The following is a 20929-nucleotide window of genomic DNA, read 5'->3' on the forward strand; positions in this document are numbered from 1 at the left end:
ATTATGAGCAACTCAACTTCTACCCCAAACACCGGTTTAAGCTACAAAGACGCGGGTGTCGACATTGAAGCGGGCGACGCGTTAGTCGATCGTATCAAATCAGTCGCAAAACGCACATCACGTCCAGAAGTGATGGGAGGCCTTGGTGGCTTCGGCGCTCTTTGTAAAATTCCTAAAGGTTATGAAGAACCTGTTCTCGTATCAGGCACAGATGGTGTTGGTACAAAATTACGTTTAGCACTTAATTTAAACCGTCATGACACAATTGGTCAGGACTTGGTTGCAATGTGTGTAAACGACCTTCTTGTCTGCGGTGCTGAGCCGTTATTCTTCCTTGATTATTATGCAACAGGTCACTTAAATGTAGACGTAGCAGCCAATGTTGTTACAGGTATTGGTGCAGGTTGTGAACTTGCAGGCTGTGCATTAGTGGGCGGTGAAACTGCGGAAATGCCAGGCATGTATGAAGGTGAAGACTATGACCTTGCAGGCTTCTGCGTAGGTGTGGTGGAACACAGCAAAATCATTGATGGCTCTAAAGTAAAAGCGGGCGACGTGTTAATTGGCGTGGCATCAAGCGGTGCGCACTCAAACGGTTACTCTTTACTTCGTAAAATTTTAGACGTAAAAAATGTTGATTTAACCCAGCTTGTAGACGGTCGCCCACTCGCAGATGCTGCGATGGAACCAACCCGTATTTACGTCAAACCAATTCTTGAATTACTTAAATCTGTAGATGTACATGCCATGGCACACATCACAGGTGGCGGTTTACCAGGTAACTTACCACGCGTATTACCAAATGGCGCACAGGCAATTGTCAACGAAGGCTCATGGGAGTGGCCTGAATTGTTTAAATTGCTACAACGCGAAGGCGGTGTAGAACAGTTTGAAATGTACCGTACATTTAACTGTGGCGTCGGTATGGTGTTAGTGGTTGACGCAGCCGATGCAGATAAAACTGTTGAACTTTTAAATGGCCTAGGCGAAAAAGCATGGGCAATGGGTTCAATTGTTGACAATGCTGAATCAGTGGCTGGCGCAGACGAAAAAATCCGCGTTGTATTCGCTTAATCAGTTTATTACTTAAACATGATTAAAATTGCAGTATTAGTTTCAGGTAGCGGTTCTAACCTCCAAGCCTTGATTGATGCCAATCTATCGGGGCAAATTGTTGGGGTCATTTCGAATAAACCTGAAGCCTATGCATTACAGCGTGCCCAAAGAGCTGGTATTGCCACGGCTGTGATTGAACATAAACAATATCCAAATCGTGAGAGTTTTGATGCTGTGATGCACCAACAACTCCTCGATTGGGATGTTGATTTAGTGATCTTGGCTGGCTTTATGCGTATTTTAAGCGCAGGCTTTGTACAAAGTTGGCAAGGTAAGATGATTAACATTCATCCCTCACTTTTGCCACATTACAAAGGGATGCATACCCATCAACGCGTACTGCGTACTGGTGATGCCTATCATGGCTGTACGGTACATTATGTAACGGCTGAACTGGATGCAGGTCAGGCCTTAGCACAAGGTTTGTTACGTGTGGCCACACATGATAACGAAAGCAGCCTTGCCGAGCGTGTACATGCACTCGAACACTTGATTTACCCGCAAGTCGCGGAGTGGATTTGTAATGGTACGCTAGTGCATACACCACAAGGTGTGTTGTACCGTGGTCAACCTTTGACAGAACCTGTGCAATTTGCCAAATTATAAGCATTAAAAACGCAGCCTAGGCTGCGTTTTTTTAAATCAATTTCTTTAAATAGTGCACTAGCTCAACTGGATGTTCGAGTGGGAACATATGCCCGCCTTTAAACACGCTATAAGGAATACCGAGTTTTTGCTGAATTAATTTAGGAAAACCTTTTTCATTAAAAATACTGTTTTCTCCTACCACTAAATGCATCGGCACACTTGGCTCAGGTATAGGCTGCCAATACGTTGAGGGATTGGTTCTAAAAATATTCACTTCATCCATTTTAGGAATGGTTAAAGTCACCCCACCACGTATAGGGTCATCCGTTAAAGCATAGTCAAGATAGGCTTGAAAGCAATCTTCATCAAAATCTTGATAAAAACCTTTAGGGCGTAAACTCAGCGCTGCTTGCTCACGACTGTCCCAATGATCACGGCGTTTTTTAGATAAACCTGCTGGACTCAATTGATCCAGCTTTTTCGGCTGTAAACGTTTGATGAAGGCTAAAGCCAAGGCAGTTTTACCCACCAATAACGGTGGGTCGAGCAAAATCACTTGATTAAATAATTCAGGTCGCGCATAGGCTGCTTGTAAAGTTAAGACTGAACCCAATGAATGGCCAATCCCAATCACAGGCCGCCCTGCCGCCTGACGTACAATGCTATCAATCACTTGTTGGGTTAGGCTTTTCCACCCTTCATCAATGGGGTAACGTTTATCCGTACCTAAAGGCTCGGTATATACCACATCATACTCATCGGAGAGTAAATCAAAGAGCTTTTGATAGACTTGGCTTGGTACGCCGTTGGCATGCGCAAAATGAATTAAAGGTTTCATCTGAGTGTTGGGTCTTGTTCTGTTTGCAATTGTTGTTGCACAGATGATGCTATACCTTGACCAATTTCGCTACCCATACGCCCTAAAATCGAATCTAACGGATTATGCTCAATGGTGTAATTAACCGTTTTATCCAATTTAAGTTCACGTTTTAAGCTCTGCATACTACCTAATTGATCGGCAATTCCTAATTTTACTGCTTGATCCCCTGTCCAGAATAAACCTGAGAAAATCGCAGGATCATTAGATTTAAGTTTATCGCCACGTCCATCTTTCACCGCTTGAATGAAGTGACTATGTACGTTGTTTAAAACACCTTGTACATGCGCTTGTTGAGCAGGATCAATCGGTTGGGTCATTGACAATAAGGCTTTGTTATCACCTGCGGTCATGGTGCGATCTTGTACGCCTAACTTTTGCATTAAACCATTAATGCCATAGTTAGGCATAATTACACCAATAGAACCCACCAAGCTCGATGGATTGACAATAATTTTATCGGCAGCAGAAGCAATATAGTAAGCACCTGAAGCACCCGTATCACCAATCACCGCATAGAGTTTTTTCTGTTGATGCTGCTGTTTTAAATAGCGAATTTCTTGCCAAATTTCATCGGATTGCACGGGTGAACCGCCCGGTGAGTTAATATTTAACACCACGGCTTTGGCTTGGCTATTGTTAAAGGCTTTATTTAGGGCTTTGATGGTATTTTCGCTATTGACGCTTTGTTTATCTGCGCCAATGGTGCCAATTACATCCACCACAGCTATATGCGCTGAACTACTGCCTGCGACACTGTCGGTTTTACTGGCACTCGAGCAACCTCTGCCCATCACTAAGACGATAAACAGTAAATACGCAAATGTTAAACATTTAAAGAAAATTCCCCAACGACGCGCACGGCGCTGCTCTTCAACCGAAGCCAATACAGCTTTTTCAAGGATTTTCCATTCCTGCCCTGTGGGTGGTATCGGCTGTGGGGTACTTTGATCTTGTGGTTTTGGTGGCCAATCGGACATAAAAATGACCCAATGTAATTAAAATTGCCCTCATTATATACAATGATTGTGCTTGCACTGTCTAATGCACTTGGTTTTCGCCTATAATAATTTTCTTTTTTGGCGAAATCTTATTCCTCCATGACTCAGCCCATTCAACAGACTTCGACCTATCGTTTGCTCAACTTTGTTAGCCGCCAACCGATACAGTTATCACGCTTTGTTGCCAAAATGTTAGCTGGTTTGGTGAATAACTTTAAGATTTCTAAAACCTCAAAAACCATTCAGCTGAATTTACAAATCGCTTTTCCAGATATGAGCCAACAACAACGCGACCGTATTTGTCGTGCTGCCATTAAAAATGAGCTGTGTTCATATTTTGAGTTTTTTAGTATTTGGGGCTCAAGTAACGAAAAGAATATCAGCCGTATTCACCATATTCATGGTCGTGAAATTTTAGATGCCGCTTTGGCGGAGCAAAAAGGGGTTGTCTTGGTAGTACCCCATTTTGGTACATGGGAGGTCATGAATGCATGGGTCGCGCAGCATACCGCTATGACCATTATGTATAAGCCAGTCAAAAATCCTGCGGCAGATCAATTTGTACGTAATGCACGTAGCCGTGAACAGGCCAATTTAGTGCCGACTGATGAATCTGGGGTACGGCAAATTTTTAAAGCCTTAAAACAAGGCGGTACCACGGTGATTTTACCAGATCACACCCCAAATCAAGGCGGTGATATGGTGCCGTATTTTGGTGTGCCTTTAGCGTCAAGTAACTTAAGTGCCAAATTGATTCAAAAAACCAAGGCCAAGGCGATTTTACTATATGCACTGCGTAACGACAGCGATGGCTTTGATATGCATATCGAAGCCATTGACGAAGCCATTTATCAAGGCACTGCCAATCAAGGCACTGAAATTATTCATCATGCGCTTGAAGATTTAATTCGTCGCTACCCAGAACATTATCACTGGAGCTATAAACGTTTTAAGGCCAATCCTGCTTTAGGCGGTTTATATAATGCACCAACGGCTGAGGCGCTGGATCGTATTGCCCAGCTTCGCGCTGCAACCAAAGCCGAGCGTGACGCTGAGCTTGCAGCAGCAGCTGATCTTGATGATCCACAGTAAAGGTTAAACTGCCCTGCTCAATGGTGCTGAGTAAAGGAATCTGTAGCGCCTTAAGCCGTGCTTGAACTTCTACCGTGGGATGCGCATAACGATTGGCAAATCCCGCGGAAGCAATTGCCACTTGAGGTTGATAATGCTGCAAAAAACCATAAGCAGAACTATGTTTACTGCCATGGTGCCCCAGCAGCAAAACATCAACCTTTAAATGTGGATAATGCAATAACAGTTGATGTTCGGTCGGCCAACCTACATCCCCCATCAATAAAAAATGGGTGTTTGCACTTTTACCATGATAAGTCACATACAGTACACAAGAAGTCTCATTTCTGGCATTTTGAGCCTGTGCCAATGCCGTTTTGGGCGGTGATAATACCTGAAAACTGACCCGCTGCCAGTGCCATTGTTGCCCACTGTAGCAGTATTCAAATGTGGGGGGCGCTTGGGCAAGTGACTCATTACTCATGACTCGCCCCATGTCTATTTTCTGACTCAAGGCAGGATAAGCACCACTATGATCATGGTCTAAATGGCTTAAGATCACTTGATCGAGCTGTTGAATGCCACTGCGCAATAAAAACGGTAAAATTACATTTTCGCCCAAGCTAAAACGGCGTTCATCTGGACTGCCCCCCACATCTACCATGAGTGCTTGCCCTTGATCACGAATCAAAATCGCCTGACCTTGCCCCACATCTAATACATGCAATTCAAAGGGTTGACGGTTATGATCATCAAAAAATATTGGGATTAAACAGACGAGTGCCCAAAATTTAGGGATTAAACCACGCGGTAAAAACACGATCACTAGGGCTAATATCAGCGCTAGCAATTGCCATGTACTCATCGCCCAAGGAATGAGTTGCGGTTGTAAGCCCTGATCTAAAGCGTACAACATCACGAGCAGCAGTCCCAATAGATGATCATTGAGTTGCCATAACACTGCGCCTAACGGTTCAAACAGCAGCCATGCCACGCCTGCTACAATATCTAATGGCACCACCACCAAACCCAAATAAGGAATGGCAATTAAATTACTCATAGGACTAATCCATGCCACTTGCTTAAAAAAGATGAGCATTAAAGGCAACAGCGCTAAAAAGATTTTCCACTGTGATTCGACCAATAAAACTAATGCCTGTTGTAAACGCTGTACTGAAGCAAAGCCACTCTGATCGTTGCGCTGTATCGTTTGATAAATACGTAGCAAAATAAAACATGCGCCATACGACAACCAAAAGGCTGCAGATAACACACTAAAAGGATCAAACAACAACAGTAAGGCCGCGCTATAAGCCAATAATTTTAAAGGTTGTAAGGCTTGACCAAACAGCAACAGCACACAACTTAAACTTACGATCAGTAGCGTGCGTAATGCTGGAATTTCAAACCCCACAAAAGCACAATACAAGGCCACAGCCACTACAAAGGGCCCAATCAAGACATAGGTTTTGGGCAGTTTTAAATAGAGCTTGGGCTGATACCTACGAATGAGTTGCTGCAAGCCCCAACACAACATAGCAGCAAAAATCAGTACATGTGGCCCAGAAATCGCCAATAAATGACTGATACCCAAACGGCGAAAATCGTCTTCCGTCTCGGAGGCTAATAAACTGCGATCCCCAGTCAACAAACCCAGTAATAGCCCTTTGTGCTGAATGGGTTGCTGGATCATAAATTCACGTACAGCCAAACGCTTTTTTTCAATGCTCAGCCGTAGTTTTTGAGCCAAGCCAAGTGGATAACGTTGTTGTAATTGCTGCACTTCACTGGCAGACAAAGGCCGAAGCTGCTCAATACGCAGCGTCGCCATAATATTTTGTTGTACATACCATTTTTCTTGATCAAAAGCCCCACGCGTGGCATAGCCATGTGCAGGTCGCACTTGCCCCTGAATCTGATAATACTGCCCCAGTTGTAAAACGGGCGTTTTGGCTTGCCCTGTTTTTTCATGAATCGCAGTATAACTGAGCCAAGTGACGGGCTCAGGCTTAAAGCCCAACACTTGCACGGCTTGTGCAATGCTGCGCTCACTGGGTTGATTAAGTCGCTCGACATAAACCACCACATCTACCGTTGCAATTTGCGTTTCGCGCAAGGCCAATCTTTGTTCTAATACCGACTGGGCATAGCTATACCCGAGTATAAATGCCACCCACATACCAAACATCACATTGCCAAGACGTAACCACACCTGTTGCAATTGATGCTGTAAATACAGTTGCAGAAGCAAAAGTAGCAGCAACAGTAGCGCCAACGCAAAGCCGATCCGAGGCAGACCCGAAATCTGCTGCCCTATTAATGCAATGCCTGTTAACCATGCCAAAGCTAAACCAATATGCATGCTGCAACCATCCCGTGTCAGCGCTTACAGACATGATAAAGCCCACCGAAGTGGGCTTCAATCAAAACGCGATAACAGGTGTTCTAGTCGACCCAAACCCCATCTTGCATATGCAAAATCGAATCGGCTGATTTTGCCAGTTCTTCATCATGGGTCACAATCAGCATCGCCATATTAAATTCTTGGCGCAAGTCCGTGAGTAGCTCAAAAATTTTCACTGCGGTTTTTCGGTCTAGATTACCGGTCGGTTCATCTGCGAGCATCAGGGCCGGTTTGGCCACCAAGGCGCGTGCCATCGCCACACGCTGACGCTCACCACCTGACAATTCACCCGGTTGATGACTTAAACGATGTGATAGACCAACACGCTCAAGTAAATACTCAGCTTGTTGTTTTACCTGTTTAAAATGGCTGCCTTGACGCAACATTAACGGCATCGCGACATTTTCTAGCGCGGTAAATTCTGGTAATAAATGATGAAATTGATAAACAAAACCTAAATGCTGATTACGTAAAAAACCACGTTCTGCTTCACCTAAAGTATCAAAGCGTTTGCCTTGTAAATACACTTCACCACTGGTCGGGCAATCAAGTCCACCCAAAACATGCAATAACGTACTTTTACCTGAACCACTTGAACCGACAATCGAGACAAATTCACCCGGTTTAACCCCAAGCGATAAATCTTGAATCACTTCTACATGGTTTTTACCATCATTAAAGGTCTTGTTGATGTGACGCGCTTCTAAAACAAAGTTACTCATAGCGTAACGCCTCCGCAGGTTGAATTTTTGCAGCGCGTAAAGCCGGATAAATCGTCGCTAAGAAACTTAATACCAAAGACAAGCTCACAATAATCACGACATCTTGCCACCTTAAATACGATGGTAAGTAGTTAATAAAATAAGCATCAAACAGATTTAGACCTAAGCTGGTGTTTAACCAGCCAATCAGGCTACTAATACTGCTAGCAAAGGCCACGCCAAGAATCGCCCCTGCAACTGTACCAATCACGCCAATAATGGTGCCTTGCACCATAAAGATTTTGGTAATCGTGGCAGGTGAGGCACCCAAAGTACGTAAAATCGCAATATCCGCTTTTTTATCCGTCACTACCATCACGAGACTCGATACAATATTAAAGGCAGCAACTAAGACAATTAAGAACAGCAATAAGCTCACCATGGCCTTCTCCATTTGAATGGCACTAAATAAGTTACCATGGGTATAGGTCCAATCCGACGCGTAGAAATCACCTGGTAAATCACGGACAATTTCATTGGCGACGGTAGGTGCAGCAAAAATATCATCTAACTTCATACGTACACCTTGTGCACCATCGGGTAGACGTAATAAGGTTGAGGCATCATTTAACGCGATATAGCCCATCATCGAATCAACTTCAGCACCAATACTAAAGATTCCGACAATTTTAAAGCGTTTAAAACGCGGGACCACCCCAGCAGGTGAAGGCGTGGCTTCTGGCAGCACCAAAGTAATATTATCACCAATACCCAAGCCAAGTGCATCGGTCATTTGCTTACCTAAAACAATGCCAAACTCACCCTTTTTTAAGTCGTCTAAATTACCCGCCACCATATGATCTTGAATAATGGAGACTTTGCGTTCGTATTTGGGTTCGATGCCCGTGACCATAATGCCAGAGACTTGACCATGTGCGGTCAGCATACCTTGGAGCTGGGTAAATGGCGCTGCCCCAACAACATGTTTATTTTGCTCTACTTTTTTGGCAAGTTCTGGCCAATCTGTTAAAATTTGTGTAGATGAAACTGTGGCTTGTGGCACCATTCCTAGGACACGATTTTTAAGTTCACGGTCAAAACCATTCATGACCGATAGCACTGTAATCAAGACCGCCACCCCAAGGGTGAGTCCGATCATAGAGACCAGCGCAATAAAAGAAATAAAGTGGTTACTCCGCCGTGCGCGAGTATATCTCAACCCTATATACAGCGAGATTGGTTTAAACATACCATCTAGTCCGAGGTAATAATCATGGAAAATATTCAGCCTCAACACGAGCGCACTGAGCGTCGCGTGATGTCTCGTATTGATGCCGCTTTAAGAATAAATTATCAGTTAATTTCTGAAGCTTCTGCCTTAGCTGATCCCTATGCTGCCCATTTCATTTTACCGCGTTACTTTTTGCTGCAAGCTGAATTGGATCAGTTTGATCATGCGTTGACATTTGAGCTGAGTAAATTAACTGAAAAAGATCAACAAATTGCTAAAATATTATCCTTATTCAATCAAAAATTAAACTTATTTACAGGCGCATTATACGATTCTATTGTACAAAGCATGTTACCTAGCCCTGAGCGAGTGAATTTTTCGGAAACTGGCTTAAGCTTTTATAGCCGTGAAGAAATTAGCAAAGGCAGCTATTTGCATGTCACCTTAAGTCATGCTGAGAATTTTTTTCATATTGCCGCCAGCGTGCAAGTGATCTATAGCCAATTGCAAGCCGATGGACAATATCGCAATGGTGCCTATTTTGTTACTATTTCAGCGCAAGATCGGGCTAAACTCGCTGAATGTATTGAAAAAAATTTAGCCGACTTTTCGCTGTAAATTACGACTGATTTTAAAATCACGATAGAAATATACTGCCAAACCAAACAGTAATACCCCAGCACCAACAAACACCATCAAGGAGAGTTTCTCTTGATTCAGCCATGCACCAAAAAAAATAGCCAACATTGGCGTCATGACCGTGGTCAGTGATAAGGTGGTGGCTTTAATATTTTTCACCAATTTAAAGTAGCAAAACATGGCAATTAAAGATGCCATAATCACGGTATATAACAAAGCGCTTATGCTTTTTAAACTTGGCATAGACGTGGGTGCATATTGCCAAATAAACGGCAGCACACACATTGCCATCAAAGTTGAAACTAAAATTGAGCCTGTTGCTTGTGCCACAGGTGCTACATGCGTGGCATTCACTTTTTTCACCCAAAAGATCGAGGCCGCATAGCTCAGTACACTCATCAGCATTAAAGCAATACCAATCGGATTGACATGCTGATTTTCACCGGCAAAGCAAATCAGTCCTAAACCGCATAATGCAATCAGCATACCGAGCCATTGCAAAACATGCAGTTTTTGCTTAAAAAAGCTGAGTCCGATCAGACCTGCCATAATCGGTGCTAAGCCAAACATCAAGGCAATAATCCCTGAGCTTAAATAAGCCGTCGCAATATAAGTAAAAAATTGTGAGCCAATTAAACTAAATGCACCGGCTAAATAGCTATGTAGCGCGACTTTATTGAGGGGAAAATTTTGCCTGAGGAGCAGCATTAATACAGCAGCTAAAGGCAAGGCAATAAAAAAGCGCAGCACCAAAGCCCATAACGGATGCAGATCATCCACACTCCAGACAATCGCTAAAGGCGTGGTGGACCAAATAAAGACCAATAAGGCATAGGTTAAGATTAAATTACTTTTACTTAAACTGGCCATTACTGCGCGGTCTTACGTTTTTGTTTAAAAATCGTTTGATCTAAACTATTGGAAAATTCACGTTTATCACGTTCTGATAAGGGCGGTGGCCCACCGGTTTGTACCCCTGCACCGCGTAAGGTTTCCATAAAATCACGTAAATGCAAGCGTGCTTTAACATTGGCCTCAGTATAAATTTCACCGCGCGGATGGATCGCAATCCCACCCTTTTCAATCACTTGTGCCGCAAGTGGAATATCTTGAGTCATGACAATGTCATGTTGTTTCATGCGCTCAATAATTTCTTTATCGGCTTGGTCGACACCGCTCATCACTTGAATAGAATTAATTCGTAGTGACGGACGAATTCCGACATTTTGGTTGGCCACAAAGGTCACTTCAAGCTGGTGACGATCTGAGGCACGCATAATCACATCACGTAAAATTTTAGGTAATGCATCTGCGTCAACCCACAATTTAAATGGCAGCACGGCCGCATCCTAAACTTAAAAACTCAAAGCTTAGTGTAGCAAAATTGTGGCCGTCGCGCTGAGCCAAGCTGAGCTTAAGCCAGATTTTCAGAGATGATGTTTTAGATTTTTTGTATAGTAATGCGCTAGGCATTTGTATTTATTTGCCTAAATTTGAGGCATGTCCCTTGAAAAAATTAAATCATCCTCGATTAAATAACTAAACCACTCAAAGTTCTATTGTGCATATGAAAAATCAAAATAGACCAGAAATGATCACTATTGAAGATCAAAACTTTGGCAGCCATGTTGAGCATTGGAGTTTACTCACCGAAGATCCAAGCAGCGATGTGCCCAAATGGATGGGGCTTGCGCTTGACGCGCCTGTGATGCCGATGGGTCTATGCACGCAAGAGTGTGATATGGATGCCAATATTTGGTTGATTCAAGGGCCAAAACAATCGCATATCTTGATCAATCAAGTGATTGATGTTGAAAATAATCGTCCTAAAAAAGTGAAAACTGCCTTTCCTAGTTTTTCAAGCCCGTATAAAGTGCATGCACAAGTGGAACGCATTATTAGCTGTAAAACCAATACGCAAGCGGTGCTACGTTTAAACTTGGGCAATAATAATATTGTCTATGCCTTTGATAGTTTATACAGCGTCAATCATCATCGTTATGATGCAAAGCAACAATACATTGCCGAATTGAATGCTTGGGCCTACGAATTAGAAGCTGTCGGTGAGCATGAACAACTGATTGTGGATGATCCTGCATCAATTAAACATCACCGCGCGTTAAATGATATTTTAGCAGCCAATGACGGTGTTGCGCCTGCGGACTTACATCAACAGATTCATGCATGGCAGCCTAAATCTGAAGAAGATAAAGAACCTGTTACGGTTGATTTCTCTAAGATGGTGGCCTATTTATACGGCGAAACCTTAGGCCAAGAAGACGAAGCGTGGTTCCAAGGTCAAGTGGTGGGTAAAACCAGCATGCAATTTATGCAGCAAGATTACACTTTGTATGATGTGACCTTATTACGTGAAGATAATGCTGAAGCGACTTTAATTCGCATTGCCACCCGTGATCCGCAATACAGCAAGTTTAATGTGGGGCAATATATTCGCGGTAATATTTGGCTGCAAGTTAATATTCAACAACCCGCATAAAAAAAGCCCAAGTTAAAACTTGGGCTTTTTGACTTTAAGGCTTAAGCATTGCGTTTAGCAAAGTCATCCATAAAGTTAACTAAAGCTTGTACACCTTCAAGTGGTACAGCGTTATAGATACTTGCGCGCATACCACCCACTGAACGGTGACCAGCAAGATTAAGTAGGTTGTTGGCTTCAGCTTCTGCCAAGAACTGTTTTTCAAGCTCAGGTTTTGCCAAGGTAAATGGTACGTTCATGATTGAACGGTATTCTTTCGCAATTGGGTTAGCATAGAAATCGCTGGCATCAATATAACCATAAAGCAATTCAGCTTTGGCTAAGTTGACCTTATGAATCGCCTCTACACCACCTTGCTCAAGTAACCATTCAAATACCAAGCCTGATAAATACCATGCATAAGTCGATGGTGTATTCACCATGGAATCATTTTTGGCTTGTGCTGAATATTTTAAAATACTTGGAATACTGTCCACTGCTTGATCAAGTAGATCATCACGAATAATGACTAAAGTTAAACCTGCAGGGCCAATATTCTTTTGCGCACCGGCATAAATTAAACCAAATTTAGATACATCAATCGGCGCAGATAAAATGCTTGATGATAAATCTGCAACCAATGGTTTATCAGTTTCAGGAATATGTTTAAACTGCAGACCACCAATGGTTTCGTTGTCAGCATAATGTACATATGCTGCATCAGCAGATAGGTTCCAAGTATCTTGCTCAGAAATGGCTAAGTTGCCAGCGCTATCTTTAATACCGGCTTCAATCACGTTAATGTCGCCATAACGTTTCGCTTCTTTTAAGGCTTTTTCTGACCAAATACCAGTATGGATATAATCCGCTTTGTTATTTTTACCTAACAAGTTTAAAGGAATCGCTGAGAATTGTAGCGAAGCACCACCTTGTAAGAATAAAACTTTATAGTTTTCAGGAATGTTCATCAGCTTACGTAAATCTGCTGCAGCTTTTGCGGCTACAGCCACATAATCTGCGCTACGATGGCTCATTTCCATAATAGATAAACCTTTGCCTTGCCAATCCAGCATTTCAGCTTGGGCTTTTTCTAAAACGGCAGTCGGTAATGCAGCAGGACCAGCACAGAAATTATACGCGCGCATGATTTTTCCTTGTCAATGTGAAACACAATAGAAATGGCATTTAAGCATATCTTGTGGCATCTTGCATAAAATTATTTCAATCTAATTTTTGAAATAGAATTAAAAAATCAATATACATTCAAGAGATAATTTGAATAGAAAAGAGCTGTGTTTATTTGAAGCAATTATCTTGATGTCTTTCAGTGACACTTTTTTCACACTATTGGCGCAACATTTGAGTATAAAACCGCCATGCGCCATACAGTAAAAACAACATGAAGAGTTCAGCAAAAAATAAGTCTGCACATTCTTCGCCTAGATCATACTGTCCTGTGAGGCGACCTCGTGGAAAACTCATGGCGATATCTAATAGACTCAGCGTCAAAGCCCATCGCGCAAAACGAGCATACGAACGCTGTGCATCTTAATGATTTTGATCACCTGTATTTTTATACCACAGTTCACAAAAAAAATGTGCCGTCAGTGCCAATCCTGTAATACTCAATGCCTGATACAGCACATCCGTATGAGGAATCTCCCAGTAACGAATACCTTTGCCTATCAGCCAAGCCCCCACCATGACACAGCTAAAAATTGTGATGCTACTACCGATTAATTTTATCCAAAACAAAGTTTGCCGTTGTGGTCGCGGATTCATATTGATGCGGCTATTTTATAATGACAATAAAAAACGAGATGTATTCATGGCGCAGTAGCATGCTTATTTTTTGTGGATATGATGTAGTATGAAATATCGTAGCCCCCAATATCCTACGCACATGCCTACACTTAAAATGATGGTCGACATATGCCACTGCGCTGACACTTTAGCATCAACAGCATAAGCACTCGTAGATAAATCCGCCACGACAACCAAAAGTGCATAGGGCCAAAGCCTGACAATGGGTTCGGGCAGCTGCCGCATTCGTTTAGCGTATAGGCCAAACCCCAAACTTAAACTGAATAAACTTAAAGCCAATTTACCCAATGCTGTCATCGCAATACCTAGTTGGGCAAGCGCATAAAATCCCAGATAGTTTAGACTGACCATACATAACAATGCCAAACATACGGTGACTGCTTGTCGTACAGGCAACTGAATCTGCATAAAAAAAGGTCAAATCACAAAAGTATTTGACCTTAACATCTTTATAAATGACACGCAAATGCGGCTGGATTTATTCACCAAACACTTGAATATTAATATTGGTAATTTTTGCGCTGCCATTAGGTTTATCAAAACTCACATCGTATTGCACTAAGTTTTTAGGGTACGCGATCTCATAGCTGACCTTATATTCAGTTGCGCTCGGCATCTGTTTGCTCATTAAAGTTTTAGATTTCATGTCATCTTTAGGAATTGAACTGGCGAATTTCTTTAAGAGTTTTGGATTTTCTGCAAAATGTGCTTGTAGTTTAGGGTCCAAATGCTGCACAAATTGCTCAAAATCACGCTGTTTTAAATCTTGATAAGCCACATCTGCCGCTTGTATTTGCGCTGCACTTGGATCGGGTAAATCCTGCTGATTGCCACAACCCACTACACTAAAAACCACAGCACATGCCAATAATTGAGTCTTCATCGGTTTATCCTAAAAAAATTAAAGAAAAAAGGACGCCGAAGCGCCCTTTTTTAATTCAAGTACTTAGTCTTGAACCACATCTTCTGTCACAACTACGCTTTCTGTTGTTTCAACATCAGCAACAATTTCAAAATCGTCTTCTTCTACCGCTTCAATTGCTTCAACGCCCACTAAGGTCTCGTCTTCCGCTAAGCGAATTAAACGTACACCTTGCGCGTTACGACCTGTTTGCGCCACTTCTGAAGCACGAGTACGCACCAGTGTACCGCCATCAGAAATCAGCATTAACTCTTTGCTTTGATCAATGGCAACTGCACCAACCAACTCACCGTTACGTTCTGAAGTTTTAATGGCAATTACGCCTTTACCACCACGTTTTTTGGTTGGGAAGTCATCCACTGGGGTACGTTTACCGTAACCATTGGCAGAAGCACAGAGTACTTCACCAGTTTCTGGCACAACCACAAGCGATACAATACGGCTGATGAATGCACTTTCGCTATCTTCATCATCGTTTTCGGTATCGTCTTCAACGTCTTCTACAGCCGCACCAATGGTCACACGCATACCGCGTACACCTTTAGCCGAACGACCCATGGCACGTACATCAGTTTCTGCAAAACGAATAGCTTTACCTTCGTTAGAGAACAACATAATTTGCTGTTCGCCATCGGTAATCGCAACACCAATTAAGGTGTCTTCTTCGTTCAGTTCAATAGCACGTAAACCATTTGAACGCACGTTACTAAATTGATCGAGCTCAACACGTTTAACTGTACCAGAAGCCGTTGCCATAAACACAAAGTAGTTTTTGCGTAGGCTAATGGTTTCAGCGGCAAATTCAGCTAATAACGCATCGTCAAATTCAGCAACTTCTGCATCAAGTTCAGTGCTGAGTTTTTTCAAGACTAAACGTAAGTCATCTGACAATTCATCGCTGTTGTCATCAAAATCGGTCAGTGCTTGACTTAAATCTGCAAAGTGCGCTGCAACCACAGCATTTTGCTGTAATTTCGCGGCGTTATTGGCCACAAGCGCTTTAAAGTCCGCAACACGTACTTTAAATTTCTTCGGCGCATCAATCACCGGTAAAATTGCGGTGATGCTTTCATCTGCCTCAAGTGGAAGCAAGTTCACCATTGGGCGACCTTTAGCACCACGTGATGCTTGTGGCACTTCAAATACACGTAAACGATAGACTTTACCCACGTTGGTAAAGCACAGCACGGTTGCATGGTTTGAGGTCACAATCAAATGACGGATGTAATCATCTTCTTTCATTGAGGTTGCCGATTTACCACGACCACCACGACGCTGCGCTTGATAGTCAGATAATGGCTGAGTTTTTGCATAACCTGATTGAGAAACTGTGAGTACTACTTGTTCTTCAGGAATTAAATCTTCACGAGAGAAGTCAACACGCGATTCTACAATTTCAGTGCGACGTGCATCGCCATATTGTTGTAAAACAAGTGCTAATTCTTCACGAATCACCGTCATTAAACGACTAAAGTCATTTAAGATGTCGGTTAAATCGGCAATTTGTGCCAAGATTTCAGAATATTCTGCTTGTAACTTGTCTTGCTCAAGACCGGTTAAACGGTGCAAACGTAACTCTAAAATAGCCGCCACTTGCGCTGGTGACAAACGGTAAACTTGTGCATTTAAACCAAATGGACGCTGTGGGTCTTCGCCTTCAATTTCGTCAGGACGAATCGATACAGAACCTGCCGCATCAAGGAGTGCTTGTACACCTCCAGCTTGCCATTCACCCGCTTGTAACAATTCGCGTGCTTCAGCAGGGTTAGCTGAAGAACGAATGGTTTCAATAATGGCATCAATGTTGGCCAGTGCCACGGTTAAACCTTCTAAGATATGCCCACGTTCACGCGCTTTACGCAGTTCGAACATGGTACGGCGGGTCACCACTTCTTGGCGGTGACGGATAAATGCCGCAATAATATCTTTTAAGTTCATCAATTTAGGTTGGCCGTTGTCTAGGCACACCATATTGATACTAAATGAGTTTTCTAACTGGGTATTTAAGAATAAGTTATTGACCACAACTTCAGCATTTTCACCACGCTTTAAGTCAATGGCAATACGCATACCTTCTTTATCTGACTCATCACGTAATTCTGAAATACCTTCCAGTTTTTTCTCTTTAACGAGTTCAGCAATACGCTCGATGGTTTTGGCTTTGTTGACTTGATACGGAATTTCAGTAAAGACGATGGTGGTACGACCCGTTTTAGCATCTTCTTCAAAATGGTATTTACCACGAATATGCAAACGGCCTTTACCAGTACGGTAGGCATCAACAATGCCTGATTTACCATAAATGATACCACCTGTCGGGAAATCTGGGCCTGAAATATGTTCCATTAAACCTTCAATGGAAATATTCGGGTTATCAGCATAAGCAAGACATGCATGAATGACTTCTGTCATGTTATGCGGTGCCATGTTGGTGGCCATACCCACCGCAATACCCGTTACCCCGTTAATGAGTAAGTTAGGTACACGCGTTGGCATAACTTGAGGAATACGCTCAGAGCCATCGTAGTTATCTTCCCACTCCACCGTGTCTTTTTCTAAATCAGACAACAATTCATGGGTGAGCTTTTGCATACGCACTTCGGTATAACGCATTGCCGCAGCAGAGTCGCCATCGACCGAACCGAAGTTACCTTGGCCATCGACCAACTGGTAACGTAAACTAAACTCTTGTGCCATACGAACAATCGTTTCGTATACAGCAGAATCACCATGCGGGTGATATTTACCGATCACATCGCCGACAACACGGGCAGATTTTTTATACGCTTTGTTATAATCATTGCCTAATTCGTGCATAGCGAACAGCACACGACGATGCACAGGCTTTAGACCATCTCGAACGTCTGGTAATGCACGAGATACAATCACACTCATAGCATAATCGAGATATGAACTCTTCAGTTCATCCTCAATGGCAATCGGTCTAATTTCCGATACGCTCATGCATACTCCTTATTCTATAAGCCCAAATTAGACTTATATTCATCTCTTAAATCTTGCAAACTTTTAGCTTAAAAATACTAAGCTAAAATCTAAAAATCAGCCGTAAATTATAGCATAAAAATGCTCTCTTGCGCCGATTGTCATGCGCTTAATTTGAGTTAATTTTCTCTATTTTTTATGACGATTTTAGTGAACTAAGCTTGTATTTTTAGCCTGCTTAATCGTATTGATTGAAGGATGCAGACAAGCAGAGCGGCATTAAAAAAGCCCCTGTAGAGACAGAGGCTTTTTTTACGCTGGGTACGAATTAGATTTTAGATACTAATTCAGGTACTACAGTGTTTAAGTCACCCACTAACCAGTAGTCAGCCACTGCGTTAATTGGCGCTTCTTCGTCTTTATTGATCGCAACGATCACTTTAGAGTCTTTCATACCTGCCAAGTGCTGAATCGCACCCGAGATACCTACAGCGATATAAAGATCAGGCGCAACGATTTTACCTGTTTGACCGACTTGCATATCATTTGGTACGAAGCCTGCATCTACAGCCGCACGAGATGCACCTTGCGCTGCACCTAATTTGTCTGCTAACGGATCTAAAATCGTGTGGTAGTTCTCACCAGAACCCACACCGCGACCACCTGATACTACAATACGTGCAGCAGCAAGTTCAGGACGCTCAGATTTCACGATTTCTTCGTTGATAAAGGTAGAAACACCTGCATCACCTTGCGATGCAACCGCTTCAACTGCTGCAGAACCACCTGTTGCCGCTACTGGATCAAACGCTGTACCACGTACCGTACCCACAACGATAGATTCAGAAGATTCTACAGTTGCAATCGCGTTACCTGCGTAAATTGGACGCTTGAAGGTATTTGCAGATTCAACAGCAATGATGTCTGTGATCATGCTCACGTCAAGTAAAGCCGCTGCGCGTGGCAATACGTTTTTACCTGTAGTTGTAGATGCTGCTAAAACATGTGAATAACCTTGTGCCACTTGAGCCACAAGTTTCGCTACGTTTTCAGCCAATTGGTTTGCATACGCTGCGTCGTCAGCAAGTAGTACTTTGCTTACGCCTGCCACTTGTGCTGCTTGGTCTGCAACCGCTTGCGCGCCTGAACCTGCAACCAATACTGTGATATCACCACCGATTTTTTGTGCTGCAGCAACAACGTTTAAAGTCGCAGCGTTTAACGCTTTGTTGTCGTGTTCAGCAATAACTAAAATAGCCATGAGTTCAGTCCTGCCTTAGATCACTTTCGCTTCGTTTTTAAGTTTTTCTACAAGCTCATCTACAGACTTCACTTGTACGCCCGCTTTACGTTCTGCTGGTGCTTCAACTTTCACTGTTTTCAGTTTAGTGGTTGCAGTTACGCCATAATCTGCAGGTGACTTAGTTTCAAGCGGCTTTTTACGCGCTTTCATGATGTTTGGTAGGGCTGCATAACGCGGCTCATTCAAACGTAAGTCAGTCGTGATAATTGCAGGTAAGCTTAATTCAACAGTTTGTAAACCACCGTCGATTTCACGCGTCACTTGCACTTTAGCGCCGTCTACTTTTACTTCTGAAGCAAAAGTACCTTGACCTGCGTTAAGTAATGCGCCAAGCATCTGACCGACTTGGTTTGAGTCATCATCAATGGCTTGTTTACCTAAAAGGATCAATTCTGGTTGTTCAGCTGCAACCACACCTTTTAAGATTTTTGCCACTTCTAATGCACCAATGTCATCAGCAGTTTCAACTAAAATACCACGGTCTGCACCAAGCGCCATTGCTGAACGAAGTTGTTCTTGCGCTTCTTTAGGACCCACTGAAACCACGATGATTTCAGAAACTGTTCCCTTTTCTTTTAGACGAACCGCTTCTTCCACTGCGATTTCACAGAACGGGTTAATGGACATTTTAACGTTAGTAAGGTCAACCCCACTGTTGTCCGGTTTAACACGAACTTTAACGTTGGCATCTACCACACGTTTTACTGCAACAAGAGCCTTCATGTAATCCTCGGCTGTTTTAGCAAATTAAATATTGAAAAAAGTTAAAAACTTTTCACTTAAAATTTTTTAGGTACCCTATCTTGCAATGCGCACGGCATTTCGGTCAAGCACCATTTAAGTAAAGCTGACTAAAAAGATGCTTTTTTTACTGAACGATGCGTTCATGTTTTTTTTAACTGGATAAATTGACAGCATCTTGTGCAATTTTTGTTATTTTTTAATATTTGATTTATATTATTTTTTTCTCTGATTTTAAAAATCAGCTTCGCTGATTAAAAAAAACATAGGCTTTAAAAGCCTAGAACAAAGACTGAGTTTTAGACAAAAAATATAAAACTGATGCGTAAAAATCGCATGCTTTTTAGTCAATTTACAGGCTTTTTATCTTATCAAGTCCTCAGACTTTGCCATAAAAAAGCATGCCCTATACAGCATGCTTTTTAAAGCTGTTAATTGATAATCAACCATGTTGCAGCCAGTGCCAACAAACCACCCGAACCCGCATCAATCCATTTTTGTTTACGTGCATCGATTTGCGCGTTTTGACTGATCTTGGCAAAAACTAAACTTAAACTGCAATACACCACAAAAATTAAGCCAATAAAGATCAAAGATAAAATTAGACCTTGCGTTACAGTGTTAGCAGATTGATCGATAAACTGCGGTAAAATTGCAAAATAAATCAGCATGCCTTTCGGATTTAACAGCGCGGTAAAAAAGCCTTTTTTAATAGGGCTGGCAACCGCTTGTTTTTCAATGCTTAAATCTTTGTTTTTGAACACAGACTTTAATAAGCTGAAGGATAAATACAACAAATACGCAATCCCTAACCAGCGAATGCTTTCAAATAAAATCGGGAAAGATACGATAATCGCGGCAAGCCCCAAGGCCACTAAAATAGAATGCACCAAATAACCACAACATACGCCAAGGGTTGCCATCATGCCCGCTTTTGCATCTTTACCTAGCACTTGCGACAAGATAAACAGCATATCTGGTCCAGGTGTAAAAATTAGAGGAATTACCGTTAAGGCAAATAACGCAAATACAGACATGTCCTTCTTCCTATCTGTGTTTAAAAAACAAAAATAGTATCTGCGAATTACTACA

At 42.4% G+C, this 20929-nt stretch carries 20 protein-coding genes and 1 pseudogene; 5 read left to right on the plus strand and 16 right to left on the minus strand.

What is annotated here, in order from left to right:
• Positions 1-3: 3 nt before the first annotated feature.
• Together purM and purN are read left to right on the plus strand one after the other, a co-directional pair.
• A complete protein-coding gene (gene purM, locus CYK47_RS05400) occupies positions 4-1074 on the plus strand; it encodes a phosphoribosylformylglycinamidine cyclo-ligase (protein WP_122899654.1) in 1071 nt (356 codons plus the stop codon).
• A gap of 18 nt (positions 1075-1092) precedes the next feature.
• Complete coding sequence (gene purN, locus CYK47_RS05405; RefSeq protein ID WP_122899656.1) at positions 1093-1722, plus strand: phosphoribosylglycinamide formyltransferase; 630 nt, start codon at positions 1093-1095, stop codon at positions 1720-1722.
• A gap of 31 nt (positions 1723-1753) precedes the next feature.
• Here the strand turns inward: purN and CYK47_RS05410 are convergent, their stop codons facing one another.
• A complete protein-coding gene (locus tag CYK47_RS05410; protein WP_122899658.1) occupies positions 1754-2542 on the minus strand; it encodes an alpha/beta fold hydrolase in 789 nt (262 codons plus the stop codon).
• A complete protein-coding gene (gene sppA, locus CYK47_RS05415) occupies positions 2539-3561 on the minus strand; it encodes a signal peptide peptidase SppA (RefSeq protein WP_122899660.1) in 1023 nt (340 codons plus the stop codon). The genes CYK47_RS05410 and sppA overlap by 4 nt, the downstream gene beginning before the upstream one ends.
• A gap of 120 nt (positions 3562-3681) precedes the next feature.
• Here sppA and CYK47_RS05420 point away from each other — a divergent pair, with 120 nt between their 5' ends.
• Entirely contained in the window at positions 3682-4674 is a 993-nt protein-coding gene (locus CYK47_RS05420; RefSeq protein ID WP_252150250.1) for a lysophospholipid acyltransferase family protein, read from the plus strand.
• On the opposite strand, the pseudogene CYK47_RS05425 reads toward CYK47_RS05420, so the two are convergent.
• From CYK47_RS05425 to CYK47_RS05435, 3 genes and pseudogenes are all read right to left on the minus strand, one after another.
• Positions 4604-7015, minus strand: a pseudogene (locus tag CYK47_RS05425) (DNA internalization-related competence protein ComEC/Rec2); the annotation flags it as partial. The gene CYK47_RS05420 and the pseudogene CYK47_RS05425 overlap by 71 nt on opposite strands.
• An 83-nt stretch (positions 7016-7098) precedes the next feature.
• Positions 7099-7779 carry a lipoprotein-releasing ABC transporter ATP-binding protein LolD gene (gene lolD, locus CYK47_RS05430; protein WP_122899664.1) on the minus strand — a complete coding sequence of 227 codons (681 nt, stop codon included), beginning with the start codon at positions 7777-7779 and terminating at the stop codon, positions 7099-7101.
• Entirely contained in the window at positions 7772-9007 is a 1236-nt protein-coding gene (locus tag CYK47_RS05435) for a lipoprotein-releasing ABC transporter permease subunit (protein ID WP_122899666.1), read from the minus strand. Before CYK47_RS05435 ends, lolD begins: the two co-directional genes overlap by 8 nt.
• Before the next feature lie 24 nt (positions 9008-9031).
• Between CYK47_RS05435 and CYK47_RS05440 the strand changes: the two genes are divergently transcribed.
• On the plus strand, positions 9032-9607 hold the full coding sequence (locus CYK47_RS05440; protein ID WP_122899668.1) for a PilZ domain-containing protein: 576 nt from the start codon (positions 9032-9034) through the stop codon (positions 9605-9607).
• Here CYK47_RS05440 and CYK47_RS05445 read toward each other — a convergent pair.
• The gene (locus CYK47_RS05445; RefSeq protein WP_122899670.1) at positions 9587-10498 is read right to left on the minus strand and encodes a DMT family transporter; all 912 of its coding nucleotides are present in this window, start codon (positions 10496-10498) and stop codon (positions 9587-9589) included. The two genes, CYK47_RS05440 and CYK47_RS05445, sit on opposite strands and share 21 nt — an antisense overlap.
• Positions 10498-10968 carry a YaiI/YqxD family protein gene (locus CYK47_RS05450; RefSeq protein ID WP_122899672.1) on the minus strand — a complete coding sequence of 157 codons (471 nt, stop codon included), beginning with the start codon at positions 10966-10968 and terminating at the stop codon, positions 10498-10500. The genes CYK47_RS05445 and CYK47_RS05450 overlap by 1 nt, the downstream gene beginning before the upstream one ends.
• 227 nt (positions 10969-11195) lie before the next feature.
• Here CYK47_RS05450 and CYK47_RS05455 point away from each other — a divergent pair, with 227 nt between their 5' ends.
• Positions 11196-12125 (plus strand): hypothetical protein, encoded by a 930-nt coding sequence (locus CYK47_RS05455; RefSeq protein WP_122899674.1) that lies wholly within the window; start codon positions 11196-11198, stop codon positions 12123-12125.
• 41 nt (positions 12126-12166) lie between these two features.
• Here the strand turns inward: CYK47_RS05455 and serC are convergent, their stop codons facing one another.
• From serC to CYK47_RS05495, 9 genes are all read right to left on the minus strand, one after another.
• Entirely contained in the window at positions 12167-13249 is a 1083-nt protein-coding gene (serC, locus tag CYK47_RS05460) for a 3-phosphoserine/phosphohydroxythreonine transaminase (RefSeq protein WP_122899676.1), read from the minus strand.
• 199 nt (positions 13250-13448) lie between these two features.
• Entirely contained in the window at positions 13449-13586 is a 138-nt protein-coding gene (locus CYK47_RS15445) for a hypothetical protein (protein WP_164709150.1), read from the minus strand.
• A 66-nt stretch (positions 13587-13652) separates the two neighbouring features.
• A complete protein-coding gene (locus CYK47_RS05465; RefSeq protein WP_122899678.1) occupies positions 13653-13886 on the minus strand; it encodes an SH2 domain-containing protein in 234 nt (77 codons plus the stop codon).
• 63 nt (positions 13887-13949) lie between these two features.
• The gene (locus tag CYK47_RS05470; protein WP_164709151.1) at positions 13950-14336 is read right to left on the minus strand and encodes a hypothetical protein; all 387 of its coding nucleotides are present in this window, start codon (positions 14334-14336) and stop codon (positions 13950-13952) included.
• A gap of 70 nt (positions 14337-14406) precedes the next feature.
• Positions 14407-14811, minus strand: a complete 405-nt coding sequence (locus tag CYK47_RS05475) for a DUF3887 domain-containing protein (protein ID WP_122899682.1) — start codon at positions 14809-14811, stop codon at positions 14407-14409.
• 63 nt (positions 14812-14874) lie between these two features.
• Positions 14875-17814 (minus strand): DNA gyrase subunit A, encoded by a 2940-nt coding sequence (gene gyrA / locus CYK47_RS05480; RefSeq protein ID WP_122899684.1) that lies wholly within the window; start codon positions 17812-17814, stop codon positions 14875-14877.
• A 307-nt stretch (positions 17815-18121) separates the two neighbouring features.
• Complete coding sequence (locus tag CYK47_RS05485; RefSeq protein ID WP_122899686.1) at positions 18122-19054, minus strand: FAD-binding protein; 933 nt, start codon at positions 19052-19054, stop codon at positions 18122-18124.
• Between the two features lie 15 nt (positions 19055-19069).
• The gene (locus CYK47_RS05490) at positions 19070-19819 is read right to left on the minus strand and encodes an electron transfer flavoprotein subunit beta/FixA family protein (RefSeq protein ID WP_122899688.1); all 750 of its coding nucleotides are present in this window, start codon (positions 19817-19819) and stop codon (positions 19070-19072) included.
• 449 nt (positions 19820-20268) lie between these two features.
• Positions 20269-20874 carry a LysE family translocator gene (locus CYK47_RS05495; protein ID WP_122899690.1) on the minus strand — a complete coding sequence of 202 codons (606 nt, stop codon included), beginning with the start codon at positions 20872-20874 and terminating at the stop codon, positions 20269-20271.
• Between the last annotated feature and the right edge of the window lie 55 nt (positions 20875-20929).

Source organism: Acinetobacter sp. B51(2017) (genome assembly GCF_003711395.1).
Classification (GTDB): domain Bacteria; phylum Pseudomonadota; class Gammaproteobacteria; order Pseudomonadales; family Moraxellaceae; genus Acinetobacter.

Excerpts from the sequence above, each read along its gene's own strand:
- purM (WP_122899654.1), top strand. The coding sequence starts at position 4 with ATGAGCAACTCAACTTCTACCCCAAACACCGGTTTAAGCTACAAAGAC.
- purN (WP_122899656.1), top strand. The coding sequence starts at position 1,093 with ATGATTAAAATTGCAGTATTAGTTTCAGGTAGCGGTTCTAACCTCCAA.
- CYK47_RS05410 (WP_122899658.1), bottom strand. The coding sequence starts at position 2,542 with ATGAAACCTTTAATTCATTTTGCGCATGCCAACGGCGTACCAAGCCAA.
- sppA (WP_122899660.1), bottom strand. The coding sequence starts at position 3,561 with ATGTCCGATTGGCCACCAAAACCACAAGATCAAAGTACCCCACAGCCG.
- CYK47_RS05420 (WP_252150250.1), top strand. The coding sequence starts at position 3,682 with ATGACTCAGCCCATTCAACAGACTTCGACCTATCGTTTGCTCAACTTT.
- lolD (WP_122899664.1), bottom strand. The coding sequence starts at position 7,779 with ATGAGTAACTTTGTTTTAGAAGCGCGTCACATCAACAAGACCTTTAAT.
- CYK47_RS05435 (WP_122899666.1), bottom strand. The coding sequence starts at position 9,007 with ATGTTTAAACCAATCTCGCTGTATATAGGGTTGAGATATACTCGCGCA.
- CYK47_RS05440 (WP_122899668.1), top strand. The coding sequence starts at position 9,032 with ATGGAAAATATTCAGCCTCAACACGAGCGCACTGAGCGTCGCGTGATG.
- CYK47_RS05445 (WP_122899670.1), bottom strand. The coding sequence starts at position 10,498 with ATGGCCAGTTTAAGTAAAAGTAATTTAATCTTAACCTATGCCTTATTG.
- CYK47_RS05455 (WP_122899674.1), top strand. The coding sequence starts at position 11,196 with ATGAAAAATCAAAATAGACCAGAAATGATCACTATTGAAGATCAAAAC.
- serC (WP_122899676.1), bottom strand. The coding sequence starts at position 13,249 with ATGCGCGCGTATAATTTCTGTGCTGGTCCTGCTGCATTACCGACTGCC.
- CYK47_RS15445 (WP_164709150.1), bottom strand. The coding sequence starts at position 13,586 with ATGAGTTTTCCACGAGGTCGCCTCACAGGACAGTATGATCTAGGCGAA.
- CYK47_RS05465 (WP_122899678.1), bottom strand. The coding sequence starts at position 13,886 with ATGAATCCGCGACCACAACGGCAAACTTTGTTTTGGATAAAATTAATC.
- CYK47_RS05470 (WP_164709151.1), bottom strand. The coding sequence starts at position 14,336 with ATGCAGATTCAGTTGCCTGTACGACAAGCAGTCACCGTATGTTTGGCA.
- CYK47_RS05475 (WP_122899682.1), bottom strand. The coding sequence starts at position 14,811 with ATGAAGACTCAATTATTGGCATGTGCTGTGGTTTTTAGTGTAGTGGGT.
- gyrA (WP_122899684.1), bottom strand. The coding sequence starts at position 17,814 with ATGAGCGTATCGGAAATTAGACCGATTGCCATTGAGGATGAACTGAAG.
- CYK47_RS05485 (WP_122899686.1), bottom strand. The coding sequence starts at position 19,054 with ATGGCTATTTTAGTTATTGCTGAACACGACAACAAAGCGTTAAACGCT.
- CYK47_RS05490 (WP_122899688.1), bottom strand. The coding sequence starts at position 19,819 with ATGAAGGCTCTTGTTGCAGTAAAACGTGTGGTAGATGCCAACGTTAAA.
- CYK47_RS05495 (WP_122899690.1), bottom strand. The coding sequence starts at position 20,874 with ATGTCTGTATTTGCGTTATTTGCCTTAACGGTAATTCCTCTAATTTTT.